Origin of the sequence: Streptomyces sp. NBC_01549, from assembly GCF_026339955.1 — a bacterium.
Lineage (GTDB): Bacteria > Actinomycetota > Actinomycetes > Streptomycetales > Streptomycetaceae > Streptomyces.
The window spans coordinates 204,869-224,901 of sequence record NZ_JAPEPW010000005.1 but is presented as its reverse complement, the minus strand read 5'-3'; the positions used below and the strand labels follow the sequence as shown (position 1 = coordinate 224,901).

The window sequence follows — 20,033 nt, the reverse complement described above, 5'->3', positions numbered from 1 at the left end:
CACGGTGGCCGTACTCATGCCCGCACCCGCCCCGGCAACTCACTGACCAGCGCAGACGCTGGAACTACAGCTGCCGTGTCCGACGCGTGGCGAGCGGCTGAGTCTTTTTCTGGCATGACCGCGCATCCAGGCAACGAGATAGCCGACGGTCTCCTGCGCGGGCGAGTGAGACCCGTTGTGGTCGACGGAGTCCACCTGACCACCCGCTCGTTGTGGGAGAGTGCCTCCACGCTGGATGAGCTTCGGCCTAAGTGGAATGCCAATGCGAGCAACTTGGTCGAACTGTCCAAACTTGTCCGCTATAAGCTGGACGAGCCGGTCTACGGCGACGCATGGAAGGTGGCGAACCAGCTCTGCCGGGCGGGTACGACACCCGAGATGTTCCTGGTCGTCGTACACATTGCCACCAACCCCGCACTGCCTTACTGGGGCTCGCCGATCACTCGCCTGCAATGGGAGGACCTGTACCCACCAAGCCGGTTCCTCAGGATCTATGAGTTCATCGCCCGGAACATGTACCTGCACGACTTCCCGGGGCTGGGCCAGGAGGAAGGCATCGCCTACGTATTCGACCAGATCCCCCGCAAGGCAGGCGTGAGCTATGCCGGCCCGATCACTCACGCCGAGCCCGGCCTGGACAGTCATCCCGCAGCCAACCAGCACTTGGTCGGTGATCTCAACGCCGTCATTCGGTGCGGCCTGTACCTCCGCCACCACTGGAGCGAGTCGCCGTTCAGCTTCGTCTTTCCCAGCACCTCGCATGTCTCCGCGATGGCTGACGGCGGGAAGGGCGAGATCGATCACCTCAGGCTGGTCTGGAGCGCGGCGCATCCGCCGCTCATGCAGTTCACCGACGGTCTCTGGACCGGACCCTTGTTCCACGACAGGTGTCCAGCGTTCCTCCTCAACGCGTGGGCGCACAACACCTTGGATGCGCTCATCACAGGCGGCGATCCGGGAGATCAGTCATACCTCCCGGAACAGTCGCGGCAAGATGGGGTGTTCGAGCGCTTTTGTCAGCGGTATTTGACCGACAATGTCGCCGTCTGGTAGCGGAACGGCTGCACCGCACGATGGCACCGGGGCGACACTGCTGGCATCTCCTCCAGGTCCTCGAACGGCAGCGTCTCCTGTATGGGAGATCACCGCACCTGCCCGTCCGCGGGTTCTTTCAGGCTGTCAGCGAAGATCGGGTGTGCTTGTAGGCCTGTCGTGGGTTACGAGGTACGGCTCGTCAGATGACGGAATGCACCGGCACGGAACACCCGACCGACGACGCCGACGGACGGCCGTTCACCGGGAACCCCTCTCACTCCAGCACGGGAACTCCACACAATGCGAGCCATGTTCCCGCAGGTCAGCGAATTCCGTCGGTAGCCCGGTGGGGTCGGCCAGCAGTCGCACCACCTCGTCGATCGCAGCACAGCCCTGGCGGTAGCCCGGCAGCTCGCCCGGGGGGACGCCTGGGCCGTGGACACGGTCGGCCGTGTCCACGGCCTGGCGCCATTCCCGGGCGCCCGGCTCGTCCTGCCATGTCGCCATCGGCCCTCCGCCCGTTCCTTCCCGCGCCGGTTCCCCCTCCTTGTAGCGTCCGGGCTCCGGTCAGGGCGCTGGTGACACCGCCCTCTTCACCCGGACGGCCCCGGCTCGGCCGGACCCAGGTCCTCGCGGAGGCGAACGAACCGCACGGTGCGGTGCCGGGTGGTGCCCACCTCGATCTCAGCGAGCAGCGGCGTGACCACCCGGTGGCCTCCGCCGGGCAGCGCCTCCCGGACGCCTTCGGCGAGCGCCCGGCCGACGGCGGCGCGCTGCCTGCTGTCCAGCTGCGCGGTCTGGGCGAGGGTGCCGTCCGGGAGCCGGACCACGAGGTAGGCGGGGCGGGCCGGGGAGCCCGCGATCGCCACGATCTCCGTGTCCACCGTGTCGACATGCTTGATCTTCAGCCAGCGGGTGCGGCCGGGAGCGTACGAGCTGCCCAGGCCCTTGGCGACCAAGCCCTCCAGGCCATGGGGCCGGAGCTCCTCGTACCAGGCCAGGGCCTCCATGCGGCTGGTGGTGGCGGGCACCGGCTGGATCACACTGGGCGGTGGCCGCAACAACTCGCCGAGCCGGTCCAGGCGTTCCTGCAGCGGGCGGGGGCGCAGGTCGGTGCCGGTGATGGCGAGGCAGTCGAAGACCAGGTACACGATCGGTGGCCATCGCCGGCGGTCGCGGCCGCGGCGGCGGGCCAGCGCGGTGAAGTCGAGGCGGTCGCCGACCACGGCGCACAGCTCTCCGTCCAGGACCGTTCCGACCGGCAGATCGTGCAGCTCGTCCAGGACCTCCGGGGCCATCGCGCCGAGGTCGCCTCCCTGCCGCGAGTACAGGACGGGACGGTGTTCTTCGAGGACGCCGGCGACGGCCCGCCACCCGTCGGCCTTGACCTCATAGCGGGTGTTGGCGCCCGGCCAGTGGTCCTCGGCAGGAAGGTCCCGCGCGGTGACGGGGCGTACGACATCGACGGGCGGGCGTACGGGGACATCCTCGCGGGCCATGGCCTTCAGCGCACCGGACGAGCGCTCCGCACCGGGTGTGACGCGCGGGGAGCAGAAGCAAGATCCACCGGTTGGCCGTGCCCGCCGGCCCGGTCGCGAGTGTCGTCGCCGTAGCGGCTGGTCGGGCAGGATGGCCCCGTGGGGACATGGCACGTCACGATGCAGTTCAGGCCCAGCGGCCCGGCCGTGGAAGGCACCTGGACCGACCACGCGGTGGCGTTGGAGAAGTTCCGCGGCTGGCTGGGGATCCACGGCAGCCGTGACGGAGTGACCATCGTCTTGCTGGAGGACACCGGCGCGGAGCGTGAGCCTCTGCGAACGTGGACGAAGGAGCGGGGCGAGGTCATTCACCGTGCCGCATAACGCATCCGGCCCCCGCGACATGGCGTCAAGGGGGCCGGAGTTGGTAGCGGGGACAGGATTTGAACCTGCGACCTCTGGGTTATGAGCCCAGCGAGCTACCGAGCTGCTCCACCCCGCGTCGATAGACCGCAGCCTACGGCATGCGAGTGGTCCGAGCGCGCCATTACTCGCGGCCGAAGCTGTACGGGCGACTCCAGACGGTGCCTCAACCCCGGTCCGCTGAAGCGATCTACGGTGCGGTGTCTTCAAGGAGTTGAGGGCCGTTGTTGCGGACGTTGTTGACTGCTGTGGAGACCGGCCGGGCGTCCAGGTGGCCGTCGGCGGGCTGGGTCAGCAGTGCGCGCAGTTCGTCGGGGTTCTGGTGGTGGGGGTCGAGCCACGCGTCGTAGTGCTCCGGGGTGAGCGCCAGCGGCATGCGCGGGTGCACGTGGCCAGCTGCGTCGGTGGCCTCGGTGGTGATGATGGTGCAGGTCATCAGCCAGGCGGACGGGTCGTCGTCCTGCTTGACCGCTGGATCGCGCCAGTACTCGTACAGTCCGGCGAGCGCCATCACCTGGTCGTTCTCGGGATGGATGAAGTACGGCTGCTTGCGGGCCTTGCCCGTGTCCTGATCTTTGAGCTGCTGCCACTCGTAGAAGCCGTCGGCGGGCAACAGACAGCGGCGCTTGGCGAACGCGCGGCGGTAGGCGGGCTTCTCGTGCACGGTCTCCACCCGTGCGTTGATCATCCGGGCGCCAACCTTCACATCCTTCGCCCACGACGGCACCAAGCCCCAGCGCAGCGGCCGCAACTGCCTGCCCTCCGGTGCGGCATGATCATGTCCACGCGCGGTGCGCTCGAGGACAGCCCACACATCGCTGGTCGGCGCGACATTCCAGTTCGGCGCGAGCGTCTCCTCGGCACGCCAGTCGGTGACCTGGAAGAGCTGGACCAGATCCTCGGCACTGCGGGTGGAGACGTATCGGCCACACATGCAGCCACTGTGCCACCGGCCGGGCTTACGACTCCTAACAAAAGTGCTGGGCTTTGGCCTGGTCAGCGGTCGGTGTCGTGCACGAGGCCGCCAGGTAGCAGGACGCGGTCAGCCGCGCAATCGCACGCGCTAAACCCGGCGACGTCGACGGTCATCCGGGATATTGGTCGCCATGGATGAGGTCAAGGTCGTCGTCGCCCATTCCGAGCGCGCGACCCTGCGCGTCGGCGACGTGTTCCTGAAGGTGGACGCCGATCACGCACGCATCGACGTCGAGGGCGAGGCGATGCTCCTGGCGCCGGTCCCGACCCCGAAAGTTCTGTGGCGCAAGCCGCCCGTGCTCGCGCTCGGCGCGCTGCCGGGGTGTCACTGAGCGAGATGGTCGCACGGTCCCGGGACCAGAGCAGATGAGATGGTCGGCGCCCCGGTGCTACTCAATCACAGCCCCCTATGGTTGGGTGGATCCGGCAGATGGGACGCGTTGTCGGCGCAGGAGCAGCCCTGCGGGCCGCCACAGGGCGAAGGCCAGGCCGAGGCCGAGTGGGATCTGCAGGAACTGCTGGATCACCGGAGGCCCGGGCTTGTCCCCCCGACTGAGCGGGGCACTGCCCTGGGGATCGACGGTCACCGTGTAAGTGCCGCCTACCACCCACTTCCAGCCCATGAGCCCGTTCTCCTCGAACGGAGCCAGCGGTGGGCCGTCGAGGACGGTGACCGTGTAGCGGTGGACACCCGGATCCATGCCGTCATCGGCGGACCACTGAATCTGTCGGACCCTGACGTGTTCGGTATGCCCGTGCTGGTGCAGTGCCTGCTGTTCCAGCTCCAGGTTCTGCAGGATCAGCACCCCGAAGAGGCACACCGCACACAGCAGCCACCGGAGGTCCAAGTACCAGCACGTGCACAGGAACACGCAGCCGAGGAGGATCGCCAGCGCGCACAGCAAGTCGATCCACTGGGCGTGCGCGACGAAGGCCGTGCGCCCGATCAGACGCACGATCGCCCACAGCGCCAACGCTGCGCCGGTGCTTGCGGCGCCCACCAGCACCCGCCAAGCCACGCCTGTCCGCCCTGTGCCTGCTTTCTCCGCGCTCACCCTCACCCCTGCTTTCGACGAAACCGCCGGCCTGGTGGTGCACGCGTTCCAATGTATGGATTGTTGAACGATCCTTCAATAGGATGGTTCAACATTCCATCGTCGGCTTCGCGGACGCGGAACGGCAACCAACCGGAGGGCTTCAGGAGATGAGCAGGCGTCAGTTCGAAGAGGTGGACGACCACGGGCAGATCCTGTTCAGCGACGACCCCGCGCTGCGGCTCGAGGCCGTCCTGATGGGTCTGGAGACCGCGGAAGGCACAGTCACCCTCGATCACGCACAGACACGTCACATGCCCGCTGCCCTCTTCGAGTTCAGGCGTTCCCTGCGTGTGGGCGGCTACGGGATCCAGTACGCCGTGCCGGAGGCGGCCTCGATCGACGAGGTACCCAAGGAACCGCAGATCGAAAGCGCCATCCTGTTCGGCATGAGGCGCCTACCGCCTGAATTCTCCGACCTGCGCCTGCCCGACCCGCCAAGGTCAGACGACGAGGGCTGTCTCGACGAGAAGCGGCCCACCATATTCGACGAGCTGCGCATGCGCGAACCACCGCGACGCGACCCCGACGAGGTCTACTTCGGCATGAAACGCAGGCCGCCCGGCGACGCCGACCTGCGCTCGATCCCCGGCTGGGAACTGCACGAGATCCCCGATGACCAGCCAGGGCCGTGGCAGGACTTCGGATACACCTACTCCCGGCTGGAACTGCGGACGCCCGACGGTGAGCTCTACTCGCGGATCTGGGTCCCGCACGACCCCGAATGGGAGGCCGCCGCCCTGCGTCACGGATACGTCGTGTGCCTGTGCGGCGTGAGACTGGGGGTCCGCTTCCCGTACGGGATGACCGACGCGCAGTACACCCCGAGCATGCGCTACGAATACTTCCGTTACGGATGCGCAGTGGGTCTGACCGTCGGCGGACTCGTCGCCTACGTCAGCCACCGCTGACGCGCAACACCGAGCCGGCACACATCGAGTACGAACCGGGCCGCGACGCGGCGTTCGAGCGGGCCCGGCGGACGATGCGGTTCACCTGGTACGGGATGCCGGCGCGGCGTCCCCTCGCGAAGATCGAAGCAGGTAACAACTTCAGCGCTCACATGGTGACAGCCGGCACGCTCAACCCGACGACGGACCCCGCGTCGCCGCACAACTGTGGTGACAACTACCTTGCTCAATCACACGGGGACGGCACTCGGCCGCCTCGGCGAGCCGTCGCCGACGGCGTGAGCACGGCGGGTGCTGCCATCCGGAAGTTGCACGGCGCACCGTTGCCGCCGTGGCCCGGCCAGAGCGGCCGGAGTCTCGACAAGTTGGCGGCGGATCTCGACGGCGAGTGCGAGTGGCTCCTGACGAACGGCGTCGTGCCCGCCGACCTGGTCACCCGCAACCGCCAGGTCGCCGAGGCCGTGCTCCGGCCGTGGCCTTTGGCGTTCGCGCACGGCGACCTGCAGATCGCTCACGTGTTCGTCGACGGCGACGAGATCACTGGCATCATCGACTGGTCCGAGGCGGGCCAGGGCGATGCCCCATACGACCTCGCCACCTTCACACTCGGACACGAGGAGCACCTCGGCGACGTCGTCGCCGGCTACGGCACCGACACCGACGTGATCCCACGCGTGGTGGTCGTTGCGAAGCCTGCTGGCGGTTCGCTGGCTGAGCAAGCACGGCTTCGACCTCGCACCAGGCTGCGAGGTCGACGTACTGAGAGCCCGGCTGTGAGGCTGCACGGGCTCGACTACCACGAGTGCGTTCTGACGCATCGAGCAGGCCAACTCCTCAAGCGCATCGCCTGCCCTCACTCCCGGCAAAGTGCGGTGCGCAGTCGACGCCAGCAGATGACGGCGCAGCCGAGGGTGACGAACGCGTGGTGGATGTCGTCGCGGATCTCCCAGCGGGTGCGCAGGCGGCGGAACCAGTGCAGCAGCGCGATCGCTCCTTCCACGACCCAGCGGTAGACGCCCAGGCCGGAGCCGTGCCCGGTGCCGCGCCGGGCGATGTGCGGGGTGATCTGGAACCGGCGAACCCTGTCCCGGTAGACCTCGTGGTCATAGCCACGGTCGGCGTAGAGGTGCTTGGGGCGGCGCAGTGGCCGGCCGCGCTTGCCGCGGATCGGCGGGACGGCCTCGATCAGCGGGATCAGTTGGGTGACGTCGTTGCGGTTGCCGCCGGTGGTGATCGTCGCGAGCGGGATGCCGTGTGCCTCGACGATCAGGTGGTGCTTGCTGCCGGTCTTGCCCCGGTCCACCGGGGACGGACCGGTAGCCGGCCCGCCCTTCATCGCGCGGATGTGGCTGGAGTCGACCGCAGGCCGGGAGAAGTCCAGCAGGTCTGCGGCCCGCAGCTCGCAGAGCAGCAGCTCGTGCAGGCGCTGCCAGACCCCGGCCTCATTCCAGTCCCGCAGCCGTCGCCAGCAGGTCATCCCCGAGCCGAAACCCAGCTCCTGGGGCAGAAACTCCCAGCGGATCCCGGTGTACAGCACGAACAGGATCCCACACAGCACCTTGCGACTATCCAGACGCTTACGACCTGGACGCCGCGGATTACGCGGGACGACCGGCAGTAGCGGCTCGATGCACGCCCACAACTCGTCTTCGATCTCCCAGGGCCTGGCAGCGGTCTTCCTGGTCTCGACTGGCTCGCACCCCCTTCGGTCAGCATCAACGAAAACTGACACGCCGTCATTCCCGGAGGTCCAGAAGCCGCCTTTTGTTAGGAGTCGTTATCGAAGAACCATCTGGCGCCCCCGTGCCGGGTCGTGTCCCGAAGCTGCGGCAGGGCGTCCGTAGTGCCGACGCGGGACATGGTCGTAGTTCTCATGGCCAGGCCCGTGCTCGTACGTGATGAATTGAACCGGTTGGCCAGCTCAACAGCGTCACCGAGGGCCGCGACACGACAGGTCGGAGGTGCCGATGGCCGCGCGAAGTGGACGGTGCTGGCAGATCGGCGGGGGGTGCCGGGTTCAGTCGAGGGTTTCGTCCGACAGGACGACTTCGGCTTGGGCGGCCCACTCCCGTACGGCGGGGCCGTACCGTTGCGCGCTCCAGTACTTGCTGCGGATCATGCCGTCCGTGGTCATCTGCGGCGTCTCGGGGTAGCCGAAGTGCTGGATGAGGCCGGCTGACATGGCGGAGGTAGCCGCGATCAGTGCTGGCCCATTCTCGGCGAGGTCGTCGATGTCGAAGACTGACGTTACTCGGGGTGTCTCCGTTGTCTGATGGGTGCCGAGCTGACCACCGATGTGCCCGCGTGGGTGCCGCAGTTCGGCTGGCAGTTCGGGTGCGACAGGACAGATGGTCGCGGAGACCGTGGCAGGACCGCCGGCGGCAGCCCGATCCCGCGCATGGCGGGCCAGCAGGCGCAGACCGGACCAGATGTCCACGACCAAGTCCTCGTCGATGATCCGGCTCACAGCCGCGGTCTCGTCCTGGTGGCCCGGCGTGGCAAGGGAGGCGCGGTCGGAGGCGAGGGCGGCGAAGGAGCCGGCGCCACTCTGGTGCAACTCGCACGCGATCCAGCTGGCCTTGGCTGGCTCGCGGCCGCCGTGCGCGATCAGGCGGCGGCTGCCCACCATCACGTGGCGGACATGCACCCCTCGCGGGAAGACGAGCAGGTCCTTGTCGCGGGTTTCCTGCTGGAAGGCACGGAGGGTCCTGGTGTCGAGGGTGAAGTCGCCGCCGAGATCCGGGACCAGGGTGACGACGACGTACGTCTGGTCGCTCACGTCCAGACGGCTGATCAGGTCGCCTTCGTAGCGGAGCAGGTCCTCGTGGCGGGTCTGGCGGCGGGCGAAGCGGTCCTGATAGGCGGCCGCGACCTCGGACTCAGACAGGTAGATGATGCTGGCCCCGTTGCGCCTGGGGTAACGCAGGCCCTCGTTGACCAGCACCCCGTGCGGGGCGGAGGGGCTGCGGAGCACCGCGATCATCAGCAAGCCCTGACCGGGCTTGTCCGGGTCCTCGATCTGGCGGACGTCGAAGGTGGGCAGCGGGTGGACCATGTCGGCGACGATGCTGCGGTATCGCAGCACCTCACTGTCGCTGAGCGCGACGCCGGGAAGCCCGGCCGCTCGGGCCTGGTCGTCTTCGGCAACCCCGAGGAGCAGCACTCCGCCGGCCGTGTTGGCGAGCGCCGCCACGTCACCGGCCAAGTCCCGTTTGGCCTTGTCGTTGCCGCCGTAGAGCTCCCCCTTGAACTCCAGGTCGTAGGACTCGGAGACCGAGTTCGTCTTCAGGGCGGCGATCTGGGTGTACGAGACCGCGTCCAGCGGGGCTCCGAAGAGCCCTTCCAGACGACGGGAACGAAGAGCGACCATGCCGCCAGATCCTGCCTGAACCACCCCTTTTTGTCACTGAGATTGACAACTGTCCCGCTAGTTCCGGCGCGGCACCACGACGAGGTCAGGGAGCGTGTTCCATGTGTTCCTCGAGCTCGACGGCGAGCGCGGGGTCGGGACGGGGCACGAGGCCGTAGTCCTCGTCGGGGTCGGCTTCGAGGCGGCACACGGCATCGGCGAGTTTGAAGTGATCAAGTGCCCAGCTGAACACTCCTGCGGCCGCGCAGGTCGGCACGTCTGCGCGATCGCCGGAAGCGAGCGGGGTGATGGCGGCGATCGCGGCGGCGACGGCGCGGGGGGTATGGCAGCTGTTGGTGAGGGGCGTGGGGGGCTCGGTGTCGATGCGCGGGTAGAGGTCGCCTCCGGTGTGGTGGTGGAGGGTGAGGGCCTGGCGATACCAGAAGCGTGCAATGTCGTCCTCGCTGCACTGCGTGTGGTGCAGGTAGAGGCAGTAGGCGGCGGTGGCGACGCCGGCGCCTGCGGCGAACTGCCACCAGAACTGGGCGCCTTCGGAGCGGTCGGAGAGGTAGAGCAGGCAGGCGAAGGTGAGCGCCCCGGCCGGCTCGATGCGAGAGCGTGAGTTGACGAGCTGGGCCATGGCCTCCACCGTGTCGGGGTCGCGTACGACCCGGCAGGAGAGTTCTGCCAGGTTCATGGCGGCCCGCCGGTAGACCGGTGGGTTCGCGGGCACCGGCTCTGGGCGCGGCCGGCCGGGGGCCTCGGCTGTGACGAGGCGGGCGCATTCGTCCATGGCGTCGGTGGCCCGGCTCAGCGCCCGGCGCGCGATCCGGCTGAGCATCGCGGCGCTTTCGGCGTCGTCGAACTCGAAGCCGGGCACCATCACCTGGGCCTGAGGCAGCAGGTCGTCGATGTGGTCGTGGTCCTCCCTGCGGGTCATGCGATCTCCTCCGCTTCCGTTTCCTTGCTGTACTGCACCCCGAGGTCACGCGCTAACCGCCGGCGCGCGGCATGAACGTGCGAGCGCACCGTCCCCGCCGAGACGCCCATGATCTCGGCGACCGTCAGCACGTCGTAACCCAGCACGAAGCGCATGACGACGACGTCCATCTGCCGTTCGGGCAGGCGCGCGATGGCGGCGTACAGGCCGAGCGAGGACTCCAGCACCTCCAGCTGTCGGCGCGTGGCCATGCGCACCTTGGCGAAGGTCGCCGTCTCCACCAGGGCCGTGTTGCCGTGGCGCAGCACCATCTGGTTGGCGAGGGTGCGGCGCAGCACGGAGTGGGCGTAGCGCTGCACGCTGGGCTGCGTGAGGACGTCGGACCAGCTCTCCAGGAGCTGGACGAAGACTGATTCCACCGTCTCGATCGCGGCCTTGCGCTCCCCGAGGTGTAGGTACGCGTAGCGCAGGTAGGCGCGGTGGTAGCGCTGGTAGAAGGCCTGGAAGTCAAGCGGCGGGTCTGGCACCGGGCGGGTCATCGGGCCTCCTTCGCGCTCTCACCTGAGGCTGCCGGCTCGGTGGTTCCACGCCGTTCACGGGCGATCTCAGCCGCTCCGACACGAACCCCGGCGCCCAGGAGTCGCCGTCCGAACAATGCGACGTCCCGGCCGAAGACGCGCGCCGCGACTGCCGCTGACGTCACGTCGCCCCATCCCCAATCCACCACGGCTCCCCTATCGGGTCGACGCCGGACGAAGCCCGGCGCGTGATCACTGTATGAAGTCATCCCATCGCACAGAGGCCTCGAACGTTCAGTCGCTCCACAAGACTTTTTGGCGAACAGGCGCACGCCCGTTTACGCGCGCCCCCTTCCCGAAGACGCCGCACGGCCCCTGGTGGCGGCAGCTGTTGGCGCCTTCCGCAGATCGAGGAAGAAGATCACGCTGCGGGTACGGCCGTGCCAGCCACCGCTGTAAAGCCCGCCTCGCGCGACATGGGGACGAAGTCATGTCGCGCATTCGAACGTATTATCGATTATAGTGGAGGTCTGGGGGGACGCAGATCAGGGAGGGGCACGCGAGAGGCGGGAGGTGCAGCACTGTGGATTTACTCATCTGCACGTCGCCTCCGGATACTCCGCCCGCTACGGCGCATCCCTCCCCGGTGCCCTCGTGCAGCGCGCTGCCGAGCGTGGGATGACGACGCTCACGCTCACCGACCGGGACACCGTCGCGGGCACGGTCCGCTTCGCCACCGCCGCCGCGGCCGCCGGTATCCGCCCCGTCTTTGGTGTCGACGTCGCCGTCGCCCCGCTTGCCCCGCCCGACCCGGCCGCGGGTCGGCCGCGTACGCCCGTGCGCGGCGGCGCCCACGTGGTGGAACCGCCGCTGCGGATCACCCTGCTCGCGCAGAACGCGGCCGGGTGGGCACGGCTGTGCCGCCTGGTGTCCGCCTCCCACACCGAGGCCGGCGGCGCGGCGCCGGTCGTGTCCTGGCCCACCCTGCGTACGTACGCCGACCAGGACCTGGTGGTGCTGCTCGGCCCGGCCTCCGAACCGGTGCGGGCCCTGTCCGCCGGCCGCCCCGACGTCGCCGAGCAGCTGCTCGCGCCGTGGCGGGAGGTGGCCGGCGAGCGGCTGCGGCTGGAAGCCATGTACCTGGGACGGCAGGGCACCGGCGCGGGCTCGCTGCGGCTGGCCGCGCGCACCGTGGGCCTGGCCGACCAGCTCGGCGTACGTACGGTGCTGACGAGCGCGGTCCGCTACGCCGACCCCGACCAGCACCGGCTGGCCGACGTGCTCGACGCGGCCCGGCTGCTGCGGCCCGTCGACCGCCGGCACCTGGACGGCGGGGAACGGTGGCTGAAGGACCCGGCCGCCATGGCGGCGGCCGCCGACCGCATTGCCCAGGCCGTCGGCGACGACCCCGCCCGGGCGGTCCGCCTCCTGGCCGAGACCGAGGCCACCGGCCAGTCCTGCACCCTCACCCCGGCCGATCTCGGGCTCGGGCGTCCCCACTTCCCCGAACCTGCTGTCGTCGGCGCCGGCCCCGAGCGCGGTTCGGCCATGCGGTTGCTGCGGCAGCGGTGTGAGACCGGGATGGTCGCCCGTGGCCTGGACACCGACGAAAGTGCCGTACGACAGCTCCGCTACGAGCTGGACGTCATCGGTCGGCTGGGTTTTGAGGGGTACTTCCTGGCCGTGGCCCAGGTCGTCGCGGATACCCGGGCGCTGGGGATCCGGGTCGCCGCGCGCGGCTCCGGCGCCGGCTCCATGGTCAACCACAGCCTCTTCGTCGCCACCGCCAACCCGCTCGAACACCGGCTCCTGTTCGAGCGCTTCCTCAGCGAGCGGCGTACGTCGTTGCCGGACATCGACCTCGACGTGGAGTCCGAGCGGCGCCTGGAGGTGTACGACGCGATCATCAAGCGGTTCGGGAAGGAGCGGACCGCGGTCACCGGCATGCCCGAGACCTACCGGGCCCGGCACGCCCTGCGGGATACCGGCCTCGCCCTCGGGATTCCGCCGCAGGTCGTCGGCGACATCGCCATGAGCTTTCCGCACCTCCGCGCCCGGGACATTCGCGGCGCCCTGGCCGAGCTGCCGGAGCTACGCCAACTCGCCTCTCAGGCGGGGAAGTTCGGACCGCTGTGGGAGCTCGCCGAAGGCCTGGACGGGCTGCCCCGCGGCTACGCCATGCACCCGTGCGGAGTGATCCTGTCCAACGCGGCACTGCTGGACCGGCTTCCGGTGCAGCCGACCCCGGCTGGCTACCCGATGGTGCAGGCCGACAAGGAGGACGTCGAAGATCTCGGCCTCCTGAAGCTCGACGTCCTGGGCGTCCGCATGCAGTCCGCGATGGCGTACGCGGTCGCTGAAATCCGCCGCACGACCGGACGCCTGCTTGATCTCGACAACCCCGACCACGTCAGCCTGAACGACCAGCAGGCCTTCGAGATGATCCGCGCCTCGGACACCGTCGGCCTCTTCCAGCTCGAAAGCCCTGGTCAGCAGGATCTGGTGGGACGTCTGCAGCCGCGGCACATGCAGGACGTCGTCGCGGACATCAGCCTATTTAGGCCAGGACCCGTCTCAGGGGGCATGCCCGCTTTGTATATCGCCGCCCGGCACGGCGCCGCCCCCAAGTACCCGCACCCGGACCTGGAGCCAGTGCTCAACGACACCTACGGCGTGGTCATCTGGCACGAGCAGATCATCGCCATCCTGTCGAAGATGACCGGGTGCGACCGTGCCGCCGGTGATGTCGCCCGACGCGCCCTGGCCGACCCCGACCGGCTGCCGAAGGTCGAGGCCTGGTTCCGTCGCACGGCCGGGGAGCGCGGCTACGCCAAGGAGGTGCTGGATGAGGTGTGGGAGATCGTTTCCTCCTTCGGCGCGTACGGCTTCTGCCGCGCGCACGCGGTGGCCTTCGCTGTCCCCGCCCTGCAGTCCGCGTACCTGAAGGCGCACTTCCCGGCGTATCTGTACGCCGGCCTGCTGGAACACGATCCGGGCATGTGGCCGCGCCGGGTCCTCGTCGCCGACGCCCGCCGCCACGGCATCCCCGTGCTGCCCGTCGACGTCAACCACTCCCGCGGGCAGCACAGTGTGGAGGAGACCGGACAGGGCTGGGGGGTGCGCCTGGCGTTCTCCACGGTCAGGGGCATCAGCGAGGCGGAGACCGCCCGCCTGGCGGCCGGCCAGCCCTACACCGGGCTGCAGGATCTGTGGGTGCGCGCCCGCCCGTCTCTGCCGCTCGCGCAGCGCCTGATCCGCATCGGCGCCCTCGATGCCCTCTCCCCCGGCCTGACCCGGCGGGACCTGCTGCTGCAGGCGGTCGAGTTGCACCGGCAGTCCCGCAACCGCACCGCCACCGACGGGCAGCTGCCGCTGGGCGGCGAGCTGGTGACCGCGGCCCCGAGCGGGCTGCCGGAGATGACGAGCCGCGACAAGCTCGGCGCCGAACTCGACACCCTCTCCATCGACGTGAGCCAGCATCTGATGGAGCACCACCACCGGCTGCTGCGCGAGCTCGGCGCGACCGATGCTGCTCACCTGCGCGGCTTGGTGCCCGGACAGAAGGTGCTGGTCGCCGGAGTGCGGGCCTCCACGCAGACGCCGCCGATCCCGTCCGGCAAGCGGATCATCTTCTGCACCCTGGAGGACGGCTCCGGACTGGTCGACATCGCCTTCTTCGAGGACTCCCACGAGCACGTGGCGCACACCGTGTTCCACTCCGGGCTGCTGCTGGTGCGCGGCACCGTCGAGGCGCGCGGCCCGCGCCGCACCGTCGTCGGCGAGATGGCCTGGGACCTGGACGAGGTGGCCGCCGCCCGCCGCGACCACGGCCCCCAGGCCGCCCTCGACCTCCTCGGCCGCACCGGCCCGGCCCCCACCCCCGCACAGCCGAACACGCCCCAGCGCACGCTCGCCGACGGAACGGCCGGGGCTCGGCTCCACCCGTACGCCGACCTCCAGCCCGCCGGGACCCGCTCGGCGGATCTGCGACGGCTCGGCCACCGAAGTCAGGGAAGCGCAGGGTGATCATGATGAGCGGCCGCAGCATCCTCCGCCTCTCTTTGGACCTGCCGCCCGACACCTCCGCCGAACTCCTGGAACGGTTGCGCCGCTTGCTGGAGGACTTCACGCCGCGCGTGCAGATGCTCGAGGACGGCGCTGTCCTCGACCTCACCGGGGCGATCCGGTGGTGGCAGCGCGACGCTCGCGGCATCACCGAACTCGTCCAGCTCCGCACGCTCGCCCACTTCGGGGTGCGCAGCTCGGCGGGCGTGGCCGGAACCCCGATGCTCGCCGCCATGGCGTGCGCCCTCACCCCGCTCGGGCGGCGCACCGTCATCGACGACTCCCCCGAGGCGATCGCGGCATTCCTTCGCCCCCGTCCGGTACGGGAACTGCCCGGCGTAGGCGGGAAGACCGCCGCGTTGCTGGGCGAGTACGGCCTGCGCACCGTCGGCGACGTCGCCGACGTCCCTCAGCACACACTGCAGCGCCTCCTCGGAGCCCGCGCCGGCCGCGCCCTCTACGAGCACGCCCAGGGCCACGACACCACGGTCGTCGACCCCACCCCGGCCCCGGCGACCCTCAGCACGGAACACCGCTTCCCCCGGGACGAACTCGACCCGGCCGCCCACCGACGCATCCTGCTCGCCCTCGCCGACGACCTCGGTGCCCGCCTCCGCGCCACCGACCAGATCGCCACCGGCGTGACCTGCACGATCCGCTACGCCGACCTGAGTGCCACCCGCCGCAGCCGGACCCTGCCCGAAGCCACCCAACACACCGTCCTCCTCGCCCGCGCCGCCTACGCGGTCTACGACTCCCTCGGCCTCCAGCGCGCCCGGGTCCGCAGCATCGCGCTGCGCGCCGACGCCCTTCGGCCCGCGGCCCGGGCCACCCGGCAGCTCACCCTCGACTCGGCGGACGACCCCTCGCGATCGAAGCCGTCGCCGATCGCGCCCGCGTCCGCTACGGCCGCCAGGTGCTCTACCCCGCCGCCCTCGCCATAAGCTCCCGTCCCCCGTCAGCCCGGCATCAGGACGGAGGTGGCCGCCCAGAGGACGCGCGTGGACGTCGTGCGACGTAACTACCCCAGACGCCCGCGATGTGGCCCATTGCTTGGGTGCCGATGCCGGATCCACTTGGTTTCTGCGACCATCTACCCATGGTCGACAGCTGGGATCGTTCAACGCTGCGCGCACTGGTTGGCGAGGTCGTCTCGGGGCTTGGCAGCCTGACGCACCGGGAGCTGAACCCGGCCTTCGAACAGCTGGGGATGCCACCGGTCCCTGATGACGCCGGCAGCAAGCGCGAGCGGATCGAGATGAGTCTCAGCCAGGTACCCGACGCCGAGCTGCCACAGGTCACGCAACGCCTCCTGGAACAGAGCCACCTCCACGTGAGTCCGTCGCGGCGCTACCGGCTCGAGGACCTGCTGTGGGAAGAGGACGCACCGCCCGAGATACCCAAGAAGGCCCGCCGTGAACTGGCGCGCGCCCTCGACCTGTCGGAGTTGGCCCGGCACCACGACCGTTTCATGCGGCTACTTGAACGATTCTGGATAGCCGAGGACTCGGGCCTCTCCTTCGCGGAGCTGGAGGGCCTGCTGTTGAACGGGGTGCGTCCGGTGACGCTGAGGGACCGCATCGAGCGGTATGTCTTCCGTAATCCCGGGGACTGGTCCACGGAAGACCTTTTCGACAACCTCGGGGCGTTCGAAGCCGGGGACGCCAGGCTCGCCCGCTTCCTCGAGGGCCTGGTATCGGCGGATGTCCTCCTTGACGAGCACCTCCAGGAGAAAACCGTCAGTACGATCAACGGTCATCTCCAGGCTGCTGGAGTCGAGTTGAGAGTGACCGGCAACGATGGCGGCTATCCAGTGTTCACCGTGGTATCGACCCGACTGCCCGGCAACCGGCGGCCGAAGAACATCATCTTCGCCTCGTTCACCAAGCCGGACATCCGCTTCCAGTCCTCAGTGGACAACGACATCGAGATCGTCGGAGGCAACCCGGACGACACCCTCGTCTATGACCGTGAGATCCCCATCGAGGGCCTGCGCTGGCGTGATCTGCATGCCTGGTGGCAGGACACCCGCGAGATCAGCAGTGACACCGAGGCCAGAGGGGACCTGTACCAACGACTCCTCACGAGCCTGCCGGACAACTCGGAAGGCCAGAAGAACCTCTTCATCGCCTACCACCAGATCCTCGGGCCCTCCCCGGAGGATCCCGCTCTCCTGCCCGAAGTGTGGCTGCACTGGGACCACAGGACCGTTCAGGAGCGCGGCCCCGAGGCGTTGCTGCGCTCCCGCATGGATTTCCTGCTGCTGCTGCCACATGGACAGCGTGTCGTCCTGGAGGTCGACGGATCCCAGCACTACACCCGCGACCGCGGCCGCACTCCGGATACAGGCAAGTACGCGGACATGGTTGCCGCTGACCGAGATCTCAAGCTCAGAGGGTACGAGGTGTTCCGCTTTGGGCACGACGAACTCAAGCGTCTCGATGCCGCCCAGACCCTTCTGCGGCATTTTCTCCCGGACATGTTCCGCCGCTTCAAGGTAAGCAACTGACGCCGGGGTCGGTGCAGGATGCTAGGTACAGGCCAGCGCGCCAGTCCGACCGATACCCGCGAGGGCTGCTCAGACAAGAGGCAGCTGACCGAGCGGCCGTCCGTGATCGGCCTGCGCTTCCAGCACAGCATCCACGTCCGGCTCCCTCGTGAAGGCCGGGCCCTCCCAGTGCGCCGGGACCGCCACGGGTGTCAGGCGCACCCCGGTGCCGTGGACGCGCGCGGTGTCGAAGAGGGCCTGCAGCAGTTGCAGGCCTGCCAGGTCGAGCGCGCCGAGGCGGGCATGCCACGTCTGGGTCTCGGGGTCATACGAGGCGATTCCGCGGAGCCTGTCGAGTTGCTCCTGCCATTGAGGATTGGCGGCCGGCGCTGTCCGGATGGTGGCCTCCAACACCCATGCGTCCTCAGGAGAGTTCGGCAAACTGGTCATGCAAGGGACGGTAGACGTCGCCACTGACAACTCACCCGGTCAGGTGAATCCGGAGTCTGAACAGAACCCTGGCGCCCACGAACACGTACTGACAGACGTGGACCCGATCCGAGAAGTGCACCTGTCCGAACCCGGCCTGCTCGTCATCGACGTCGCGGGCGCCGACGAAGCGACTGTGATGGCTTTCCAGCACGCCGTCGCCCGGACGTGGGGGACGGCGACGGCCGAGCGTGCGACGCGGGATCCGGGTCAGCCCGGCGTACGGATCCGCCTGTACACCGATCTCCGACAAGCGCTTCCCGGGCCCATGGACGCGGAGGAGTCCGGAATGCAGTGAGGCTGGCTCCGTCGCTACGGGGGAAAGCGGCGGAGCCAGCCTGGCTCTACGGTGCCATACCGGCGTGCGACGTGCTCGCTTCCTGAGCAGAAGTCGCCTCCGCAGGAGTTACCTGAGCACCTTCAGGGGGTGAGTTCGTCCAGGAGGTGGGCTCCGTTGTTGCGGACGTTGTTGACGGCGGTGGAGACGGGGCGGACGTCCAGGTGCCCGCCGGCCGGCTGGCCGAGCAGGGCCCGCAGCTCGTCGGGGCTCTGGTGGGCGGGGTCGAGCCAGGCGTCGTAGTGGTCGGGGGTGAGGGCGAGCGGCATGCGAGGGTGGACGCGGCCGGCCGTATCGGTGGCCTCGGTGGTGATGATGGTGCAGGTCATCAGCCAGGCGGCCGGGTCGTCGTCCTGCTTCACGGCCGGGTCGCGCCAGTACTCGTACAGCCCGGCGAGTGCCATCACCTGGTCATCCTCGGGATGGATGAAGTACGGCTGCTTGCGCACCTTGCCGGTGGCGGGGTCCTTGGCCTGCTGCCACTCGTAGAAGCCGTCGGCGGGCAGCAGACAGCGGCGGCGGGTGAACGCGCGACGGAACGCGGGCTTTTCGTGCACCGTCTCGACCCGCGCGTTGATCATCCGGGCGCCGATCTTCACGTCCTTCGCCCACGACGGAACCAGGCCCCAGCGCAGCGGCCGCAGTTCCCGCTGCACGTTGCCGGAGTCCTCTTCGTCGCGGGGTGTGCGCTCGAGGACGGCCCACACGTCGTTGGTCGGGGCGACGTTCCAGTTCGGCGCGAGCGTCTCCTTCGCGGGGACGTCGGGCACCTGGAAGAGCGGCGCCAGTTCCTGCGGGCTGCGAGTGGATGAGTATCGACCACACATACCGCCACTCTTGCACTAGGGCGTGTGTCGAAAGTGGATCTTGAGCGTGAGATGATCTTGATTCGTGGCGCGGGGAGATCTGACGGACGAGCAATTTGCGCCGTGAGGCGCTGTCGATTCGAGCGGAGGTGTGAGACCTTCGCCGCCGATCCTGTCGCAGCAGGAGGGCGGAGCTGAGGGCAGCCTGATCCGGGTGATGCCGGGGAGGGCGGGAGCAGCCCTGACAACGTCGGGACGTGCCAGTACTGCCAGATGGTGCGGGTCCGGTCAGCGTGGTGGAGAGGAGTACGAGAGGAACCGGCGCCGTTACGTCCTAACTTCGTCACCGGCTCAAATCTGGTGGATATGGGCCGGGTGCGGTGCGCACGGCCGTTCGCGGCCGGAACTCTGAGGGCGTCTTATTGTTTGCGCCCAGGAGGCCATGAGGAAAGCCTGCGGCGTACTCATGGCGATGCCGCTGGGATACAGCCGGGCTCCTACTTCGCCAAGCGAATCACAGTGAACACGGGAACCACCCATCCGCAGTTCCCGGTTGGCGGGCATCCAGCTTGCGGGCCGGGATAGGCACATCGACTGCTGAACGGGATGGGTGGGGCGGAGCCGCCGTAGTACTCCGAGCCGGGGAAAGCCCGGCACATGGGGAAGGGCGGCAGCGGTTTTGAGGGGGGAGGAGGCTGCAATGCCGAAAGACGCACAGGTGAATACCAGTGCATCGCTGGAGGAGGTCCCGCTGGGACCGCGTCAGCGGGTATCGGAGATGCAGGCCAAACTTCACCGTTGGGCGGTGGCCGATCCGGGCCGCCGATTCGACGACTTGTTCAACCTCGTGCACGATCCGGCGACGCTGGTAGTGGCGTTCGACCGGGTGGCCGGCAACCGGGGAGCGCGAACCGCAGGCGTGGACGACCTTACGGTCGCCGACGTTGAGGAGCGGATCGGGGTTCCCGGGTTCCTGAACGACCTGCGTACTCAGATCAAGACGGGTGCGTTTCGGGCACTTCCGGTACGGGAGAAGAAGATTCCCAAGCCGGGCGGGTCGGGGAAGGTCAGACGACTGGGGATTCCGACGGACACGGCATAGCGCCGTAGCGTCCAGGCAGTCTT

General features: G+C 68.8%; 18 protein-coding genes, 1 tRNA gene and 2 pseudogenes. 10 read left to right on the top strand and 11 right to left on the bottom strand.

Annotation, left to right across the window (positions count from 1 at the left end):
• Positions 1 to 114 precede the first annotated feature (114 nt).
• Positions 115 to 1,053 (top strand): hypothetical protein, encoded by a 939-nt coding sequence (locus tag OG819_RS55940; RefSeq protein ID WP_266657870.1) that lies wholly within the window; start codon positions 115 to 117, stop codon positions 1,051 to 1,053.
• 240 nt (positions 1,054 to 1,293) lie between these two features.
• On the opposite strand, the gene OG819_RS55935 is transcribed toward OG819_RS55940, so the two are convergent.
• Complete coding sequence (locus OG819_RS55935; RefSeq protein ID WP_266657868.1) at positions 1,294 to 1,542, bottom strand: hypothetical protein; 249 nt, start codon at positions 1,540 to 1,542, stop codon at positions 1,294 to 1,296.
• Positions 1,543 to 1,628: 86 nt separating this feature from the next.
• Entirely contained in the window at positions 1,629 to 2,534 is a 906-nt protein-coding gene (locus OG819_RS55930) for a DNA ligase (RefSeq protein ID WP_266657866.1), read from the bottom strand.
• A gap of 138 nt (positions 2,535 to 2,672) precedes the next feature.
• Between OG819_RS55930 and OG819_RS55925 the strand changes: the two genes are divergently transcribed.
• A complete protein-coding gene (locus OG819_RS55925; protein WP_266657864.1) occupies positions 2,673 to 2,897 on the top strand; it encodes a hypothetical protein in 225 nt (74 codons plus the stop codon).
• A gap of 41 nt (positions 2,898 to 2,938) precedes the next feature.
• Here the strand turns inward: OG819_RS55925 and OG819_RS55920 are convergent.
• Positions 2,939 to 3,015 (bottom strand) — tRNA-Met (locus OG819_RS55920).
• Between the two features lie 111 nt (positions 3,016 to 3,126).
• Positions 3,127 to 3,870, bottom strand: a complete 744-nt coding sequence (locus OG819_RS55915; RefSeq protein ID WP_266657862.1) for an SOS response-associated peptidase — start codon at positions 3,868 to 3,870, stop codon at positions 3,127 to 3,129.
• A gap of 172 nt (positions 3,871 to 4,042) precedes the next feature.
• Here OG819_RS55915 and OG819_RS55910 point away from each other — a divergent pair.
• A pseudogene (locus OG819_RS55910) lies at positions 4,043 to 4,234 on the top strand (aminoglycoside phosphotransferase family protein); the annotation flags it as partial.
• 84 nt (positions 4,235 to 4,318) lie between these two features.
• Here the strand turns inward: OG819_RS55910 and OG819_RS55905 are convergent.
• The gene (locus OG819_RS55905; RefSeq protein ID WP_266657860.1) at positions 4,319 to 4,930 is read right to left on the bottom strand and encodes a hypothetical protein; all 612 of its coding nucleotides are present in this window, start codon (positions 4,928 to 4,930) and stop codon (positions 4,319 to 4,321) included.
• Positions 4,931 to 5,115: 185 nt separating this feature from the next.
• On the opposite strand from OG819_RS55905, the gene OG819_RS55900 reads away from it, so the two are divergent.
• Complete coding sequence (locus tag OG819_RS55900; RefSeq protein ID WP_266657858.1) at positions 5,116 to 5,916, top strand: hypothetical protein; 801 nt, start codon at positions 5,116 to 5,118, stop codon at positions 5,914 to 5,916.
• A pseudogene (locus OG819_RS59460) lies at positions 5,862 to 6,506 on the top strand (phosphotransferase family protein); the annotation flags it as partial. The gene OG819_RS55900 and the pseudogene OG819_RS59460, both read left to right, overlap by 55 nt.
• A gap of 263 nt (positions 6,507 to 6,769) precedes the next feature.
• Here the strand turns inward: OG819_RS59460 and OG819_RS55890 are convergent.
• From OG819_RS55890 to OG819_RS55875, 4 genes are all read right to left on the bottom strand, one after another.
• Entirely contained in the window at positions 6,770 to 7,570 is an 801-nt protein-coding gene (locus OG819_RS55890) for an IS5 family transposase (RefSeq protein WP_266657949.1), read from the bottom strand.
• 363 nt (positions 7,571 to 7,933) lie between these two features.
• Complete coding sequence (locus OG819_RS55885) at positions 7,934 to 9,286, bottom strand: ATP-binding protein (RefSeq protein ID WP_266657856.1); 1,353 nt, start codon at positions 9,284 to 9,286, stop codon at positions 7,934 to 7,936.
• Positions 9,287 to 9,371: 85 nt separating this feature from the next.
• Positions 9,372 to 10,205: a hypothetical protein gene (locus OG819_RS55880; RefSeq protein WP_266657854.1), complete on the bottom strand. Its 834-nt coding sequence runs from the start codon at positions 10,203 to 10,205 to the stop codon at positions 9,372 to 9,374.
• Positions 10,202 to 10,744 carry an RNA polymerase sigma factor gene (locus tag OG819_RS55875; protein ID WP_266593107.1) on the bottom strand — a complete coding sequence of 181 codons (543 nt, stop codon included), beginning with the start codon at positions 10,742 to 10,744 and terminating at the stop codon, positions 10,202 to 10,204. The genes OG819_RS55880 and OG819_RS55875 overlap by 4 nt, the downstream gene beginning before the upstream one ends.
• A gap of 552 nt (positions 10,745 to 11,296) precedes the next feature.
• Between OG819_RS55875 and OG819_RS55870 the strand changes: the two genes are divergently transcribed.
• The 3 genes from OG819_RS55870 to OG819_RS55860 all read left to right on the top strand — a co-directional run bounded on the left by OG819_RS55870 (position 11,297) and on the right by OG819_RS55860 (position 17,297).
• Positions 11,297 to 14,749: a DNA polymerase III subunit alpha gene (locus OG819_RS55870; RefSeq protein WP_266657852.1), complete on the top strand. Its 3,453-nt coding sequence runs from the start codon at positions 11,297 to 11,299 to the stop codon at positions 14,747 to 14,749.
• A 5-nt stretch (positions 14,750 to 14,754) separates the two neighbouring features.
• Complete coding sequence (locus OG819_RS55865) at positions 14,755 to 15,732, top strand: hypothetical protein (RefSeq protein ID WP_266657850.1); 978 nt, start codon at positions 14,755 to 14,757, stop codon at positions 15,730 to 15,732.
• A gap of 155 nt (positions 15,733 to 15,887) precedes the next feature.
• Positions 15,888 to 17,297 (top strand): hypothetical protein, encoded by a 1,410-nt coding sequence (locus OG819_RS55860; protein ID WP_266657848.1) that lies wholly within the window; start codon positions 15,888 to 15,890, stop codon positions 17,295 to 17,297.
• Positions 17,298 to 17,366: 69 nt separating this feature from the next.
• Here the strand turns inward: OG819_RS55860 and OG819_RS55855 are convergent, their stop codons facing one another.
• Positions 17,367 to 17,726, bottom strand: coding sequence for a hypothetical protein (locus tag OG819_RS55855; RefSeq protein WP_266657846.1), 360 nt, complete (start codon positions 17,724 to 17,726; stop codon positions 17,367 to 17,369).
• A 97-nt stretch (positions 17,727 to 17,823) separates the two neighbouring features.
• Between OG819_RS55855 and OG819_RS55850 the strand changes: the two genes are divergently transcribed.
• Positions 17,824 to 18,063 (top strand): DUF6207 family protein, encoded by a 240-nt coding sequence (locus OG819_RS55850; protein WP_266657844.1) that lies wholly within the window; start codon positions 17,824 to 17,826, stop codon positions 18,061 to 18,063.
• Between the two features lie 122 nt (positions 18,064 to 18,185).
• On the opposite strand, the gene OG819_RS55845 is transcribed toward OG819_RS55850, so the two are convergent.
• Positions 18,186 to 18,929: an SOS response-associated peptidase gene (locus tag OG819_RS55845; RefSeq protein WP_266657842.1), complete on the bottom strand. Its 744-nt coding sequence runs from the start codon at positions 18,927 to 18,929 to the stop codon at positions 18,186 to 18,188.
• Positions 18,930 to 19,608: 679 nt separating this feature from the next.
• Between OG819_RS55845 and OG819_RS55840 the strand changes: the two genes are divergently transcribed.
• The gene (locus OG819_RS55840) at positions 19,609 to 20,010 is read left to right on the top strand and encodes a hypothetical protein (protein ID WP_323139493.1); all 402 of its coding nucleotides are present in this window, start codon (positions 19,609 to 19,611) and stop codon (positions 20,008 to 20,010) included.
• The last annotated feature ends 23 nt before the right edge of the window (positions 20,011 to 20,033 follow it).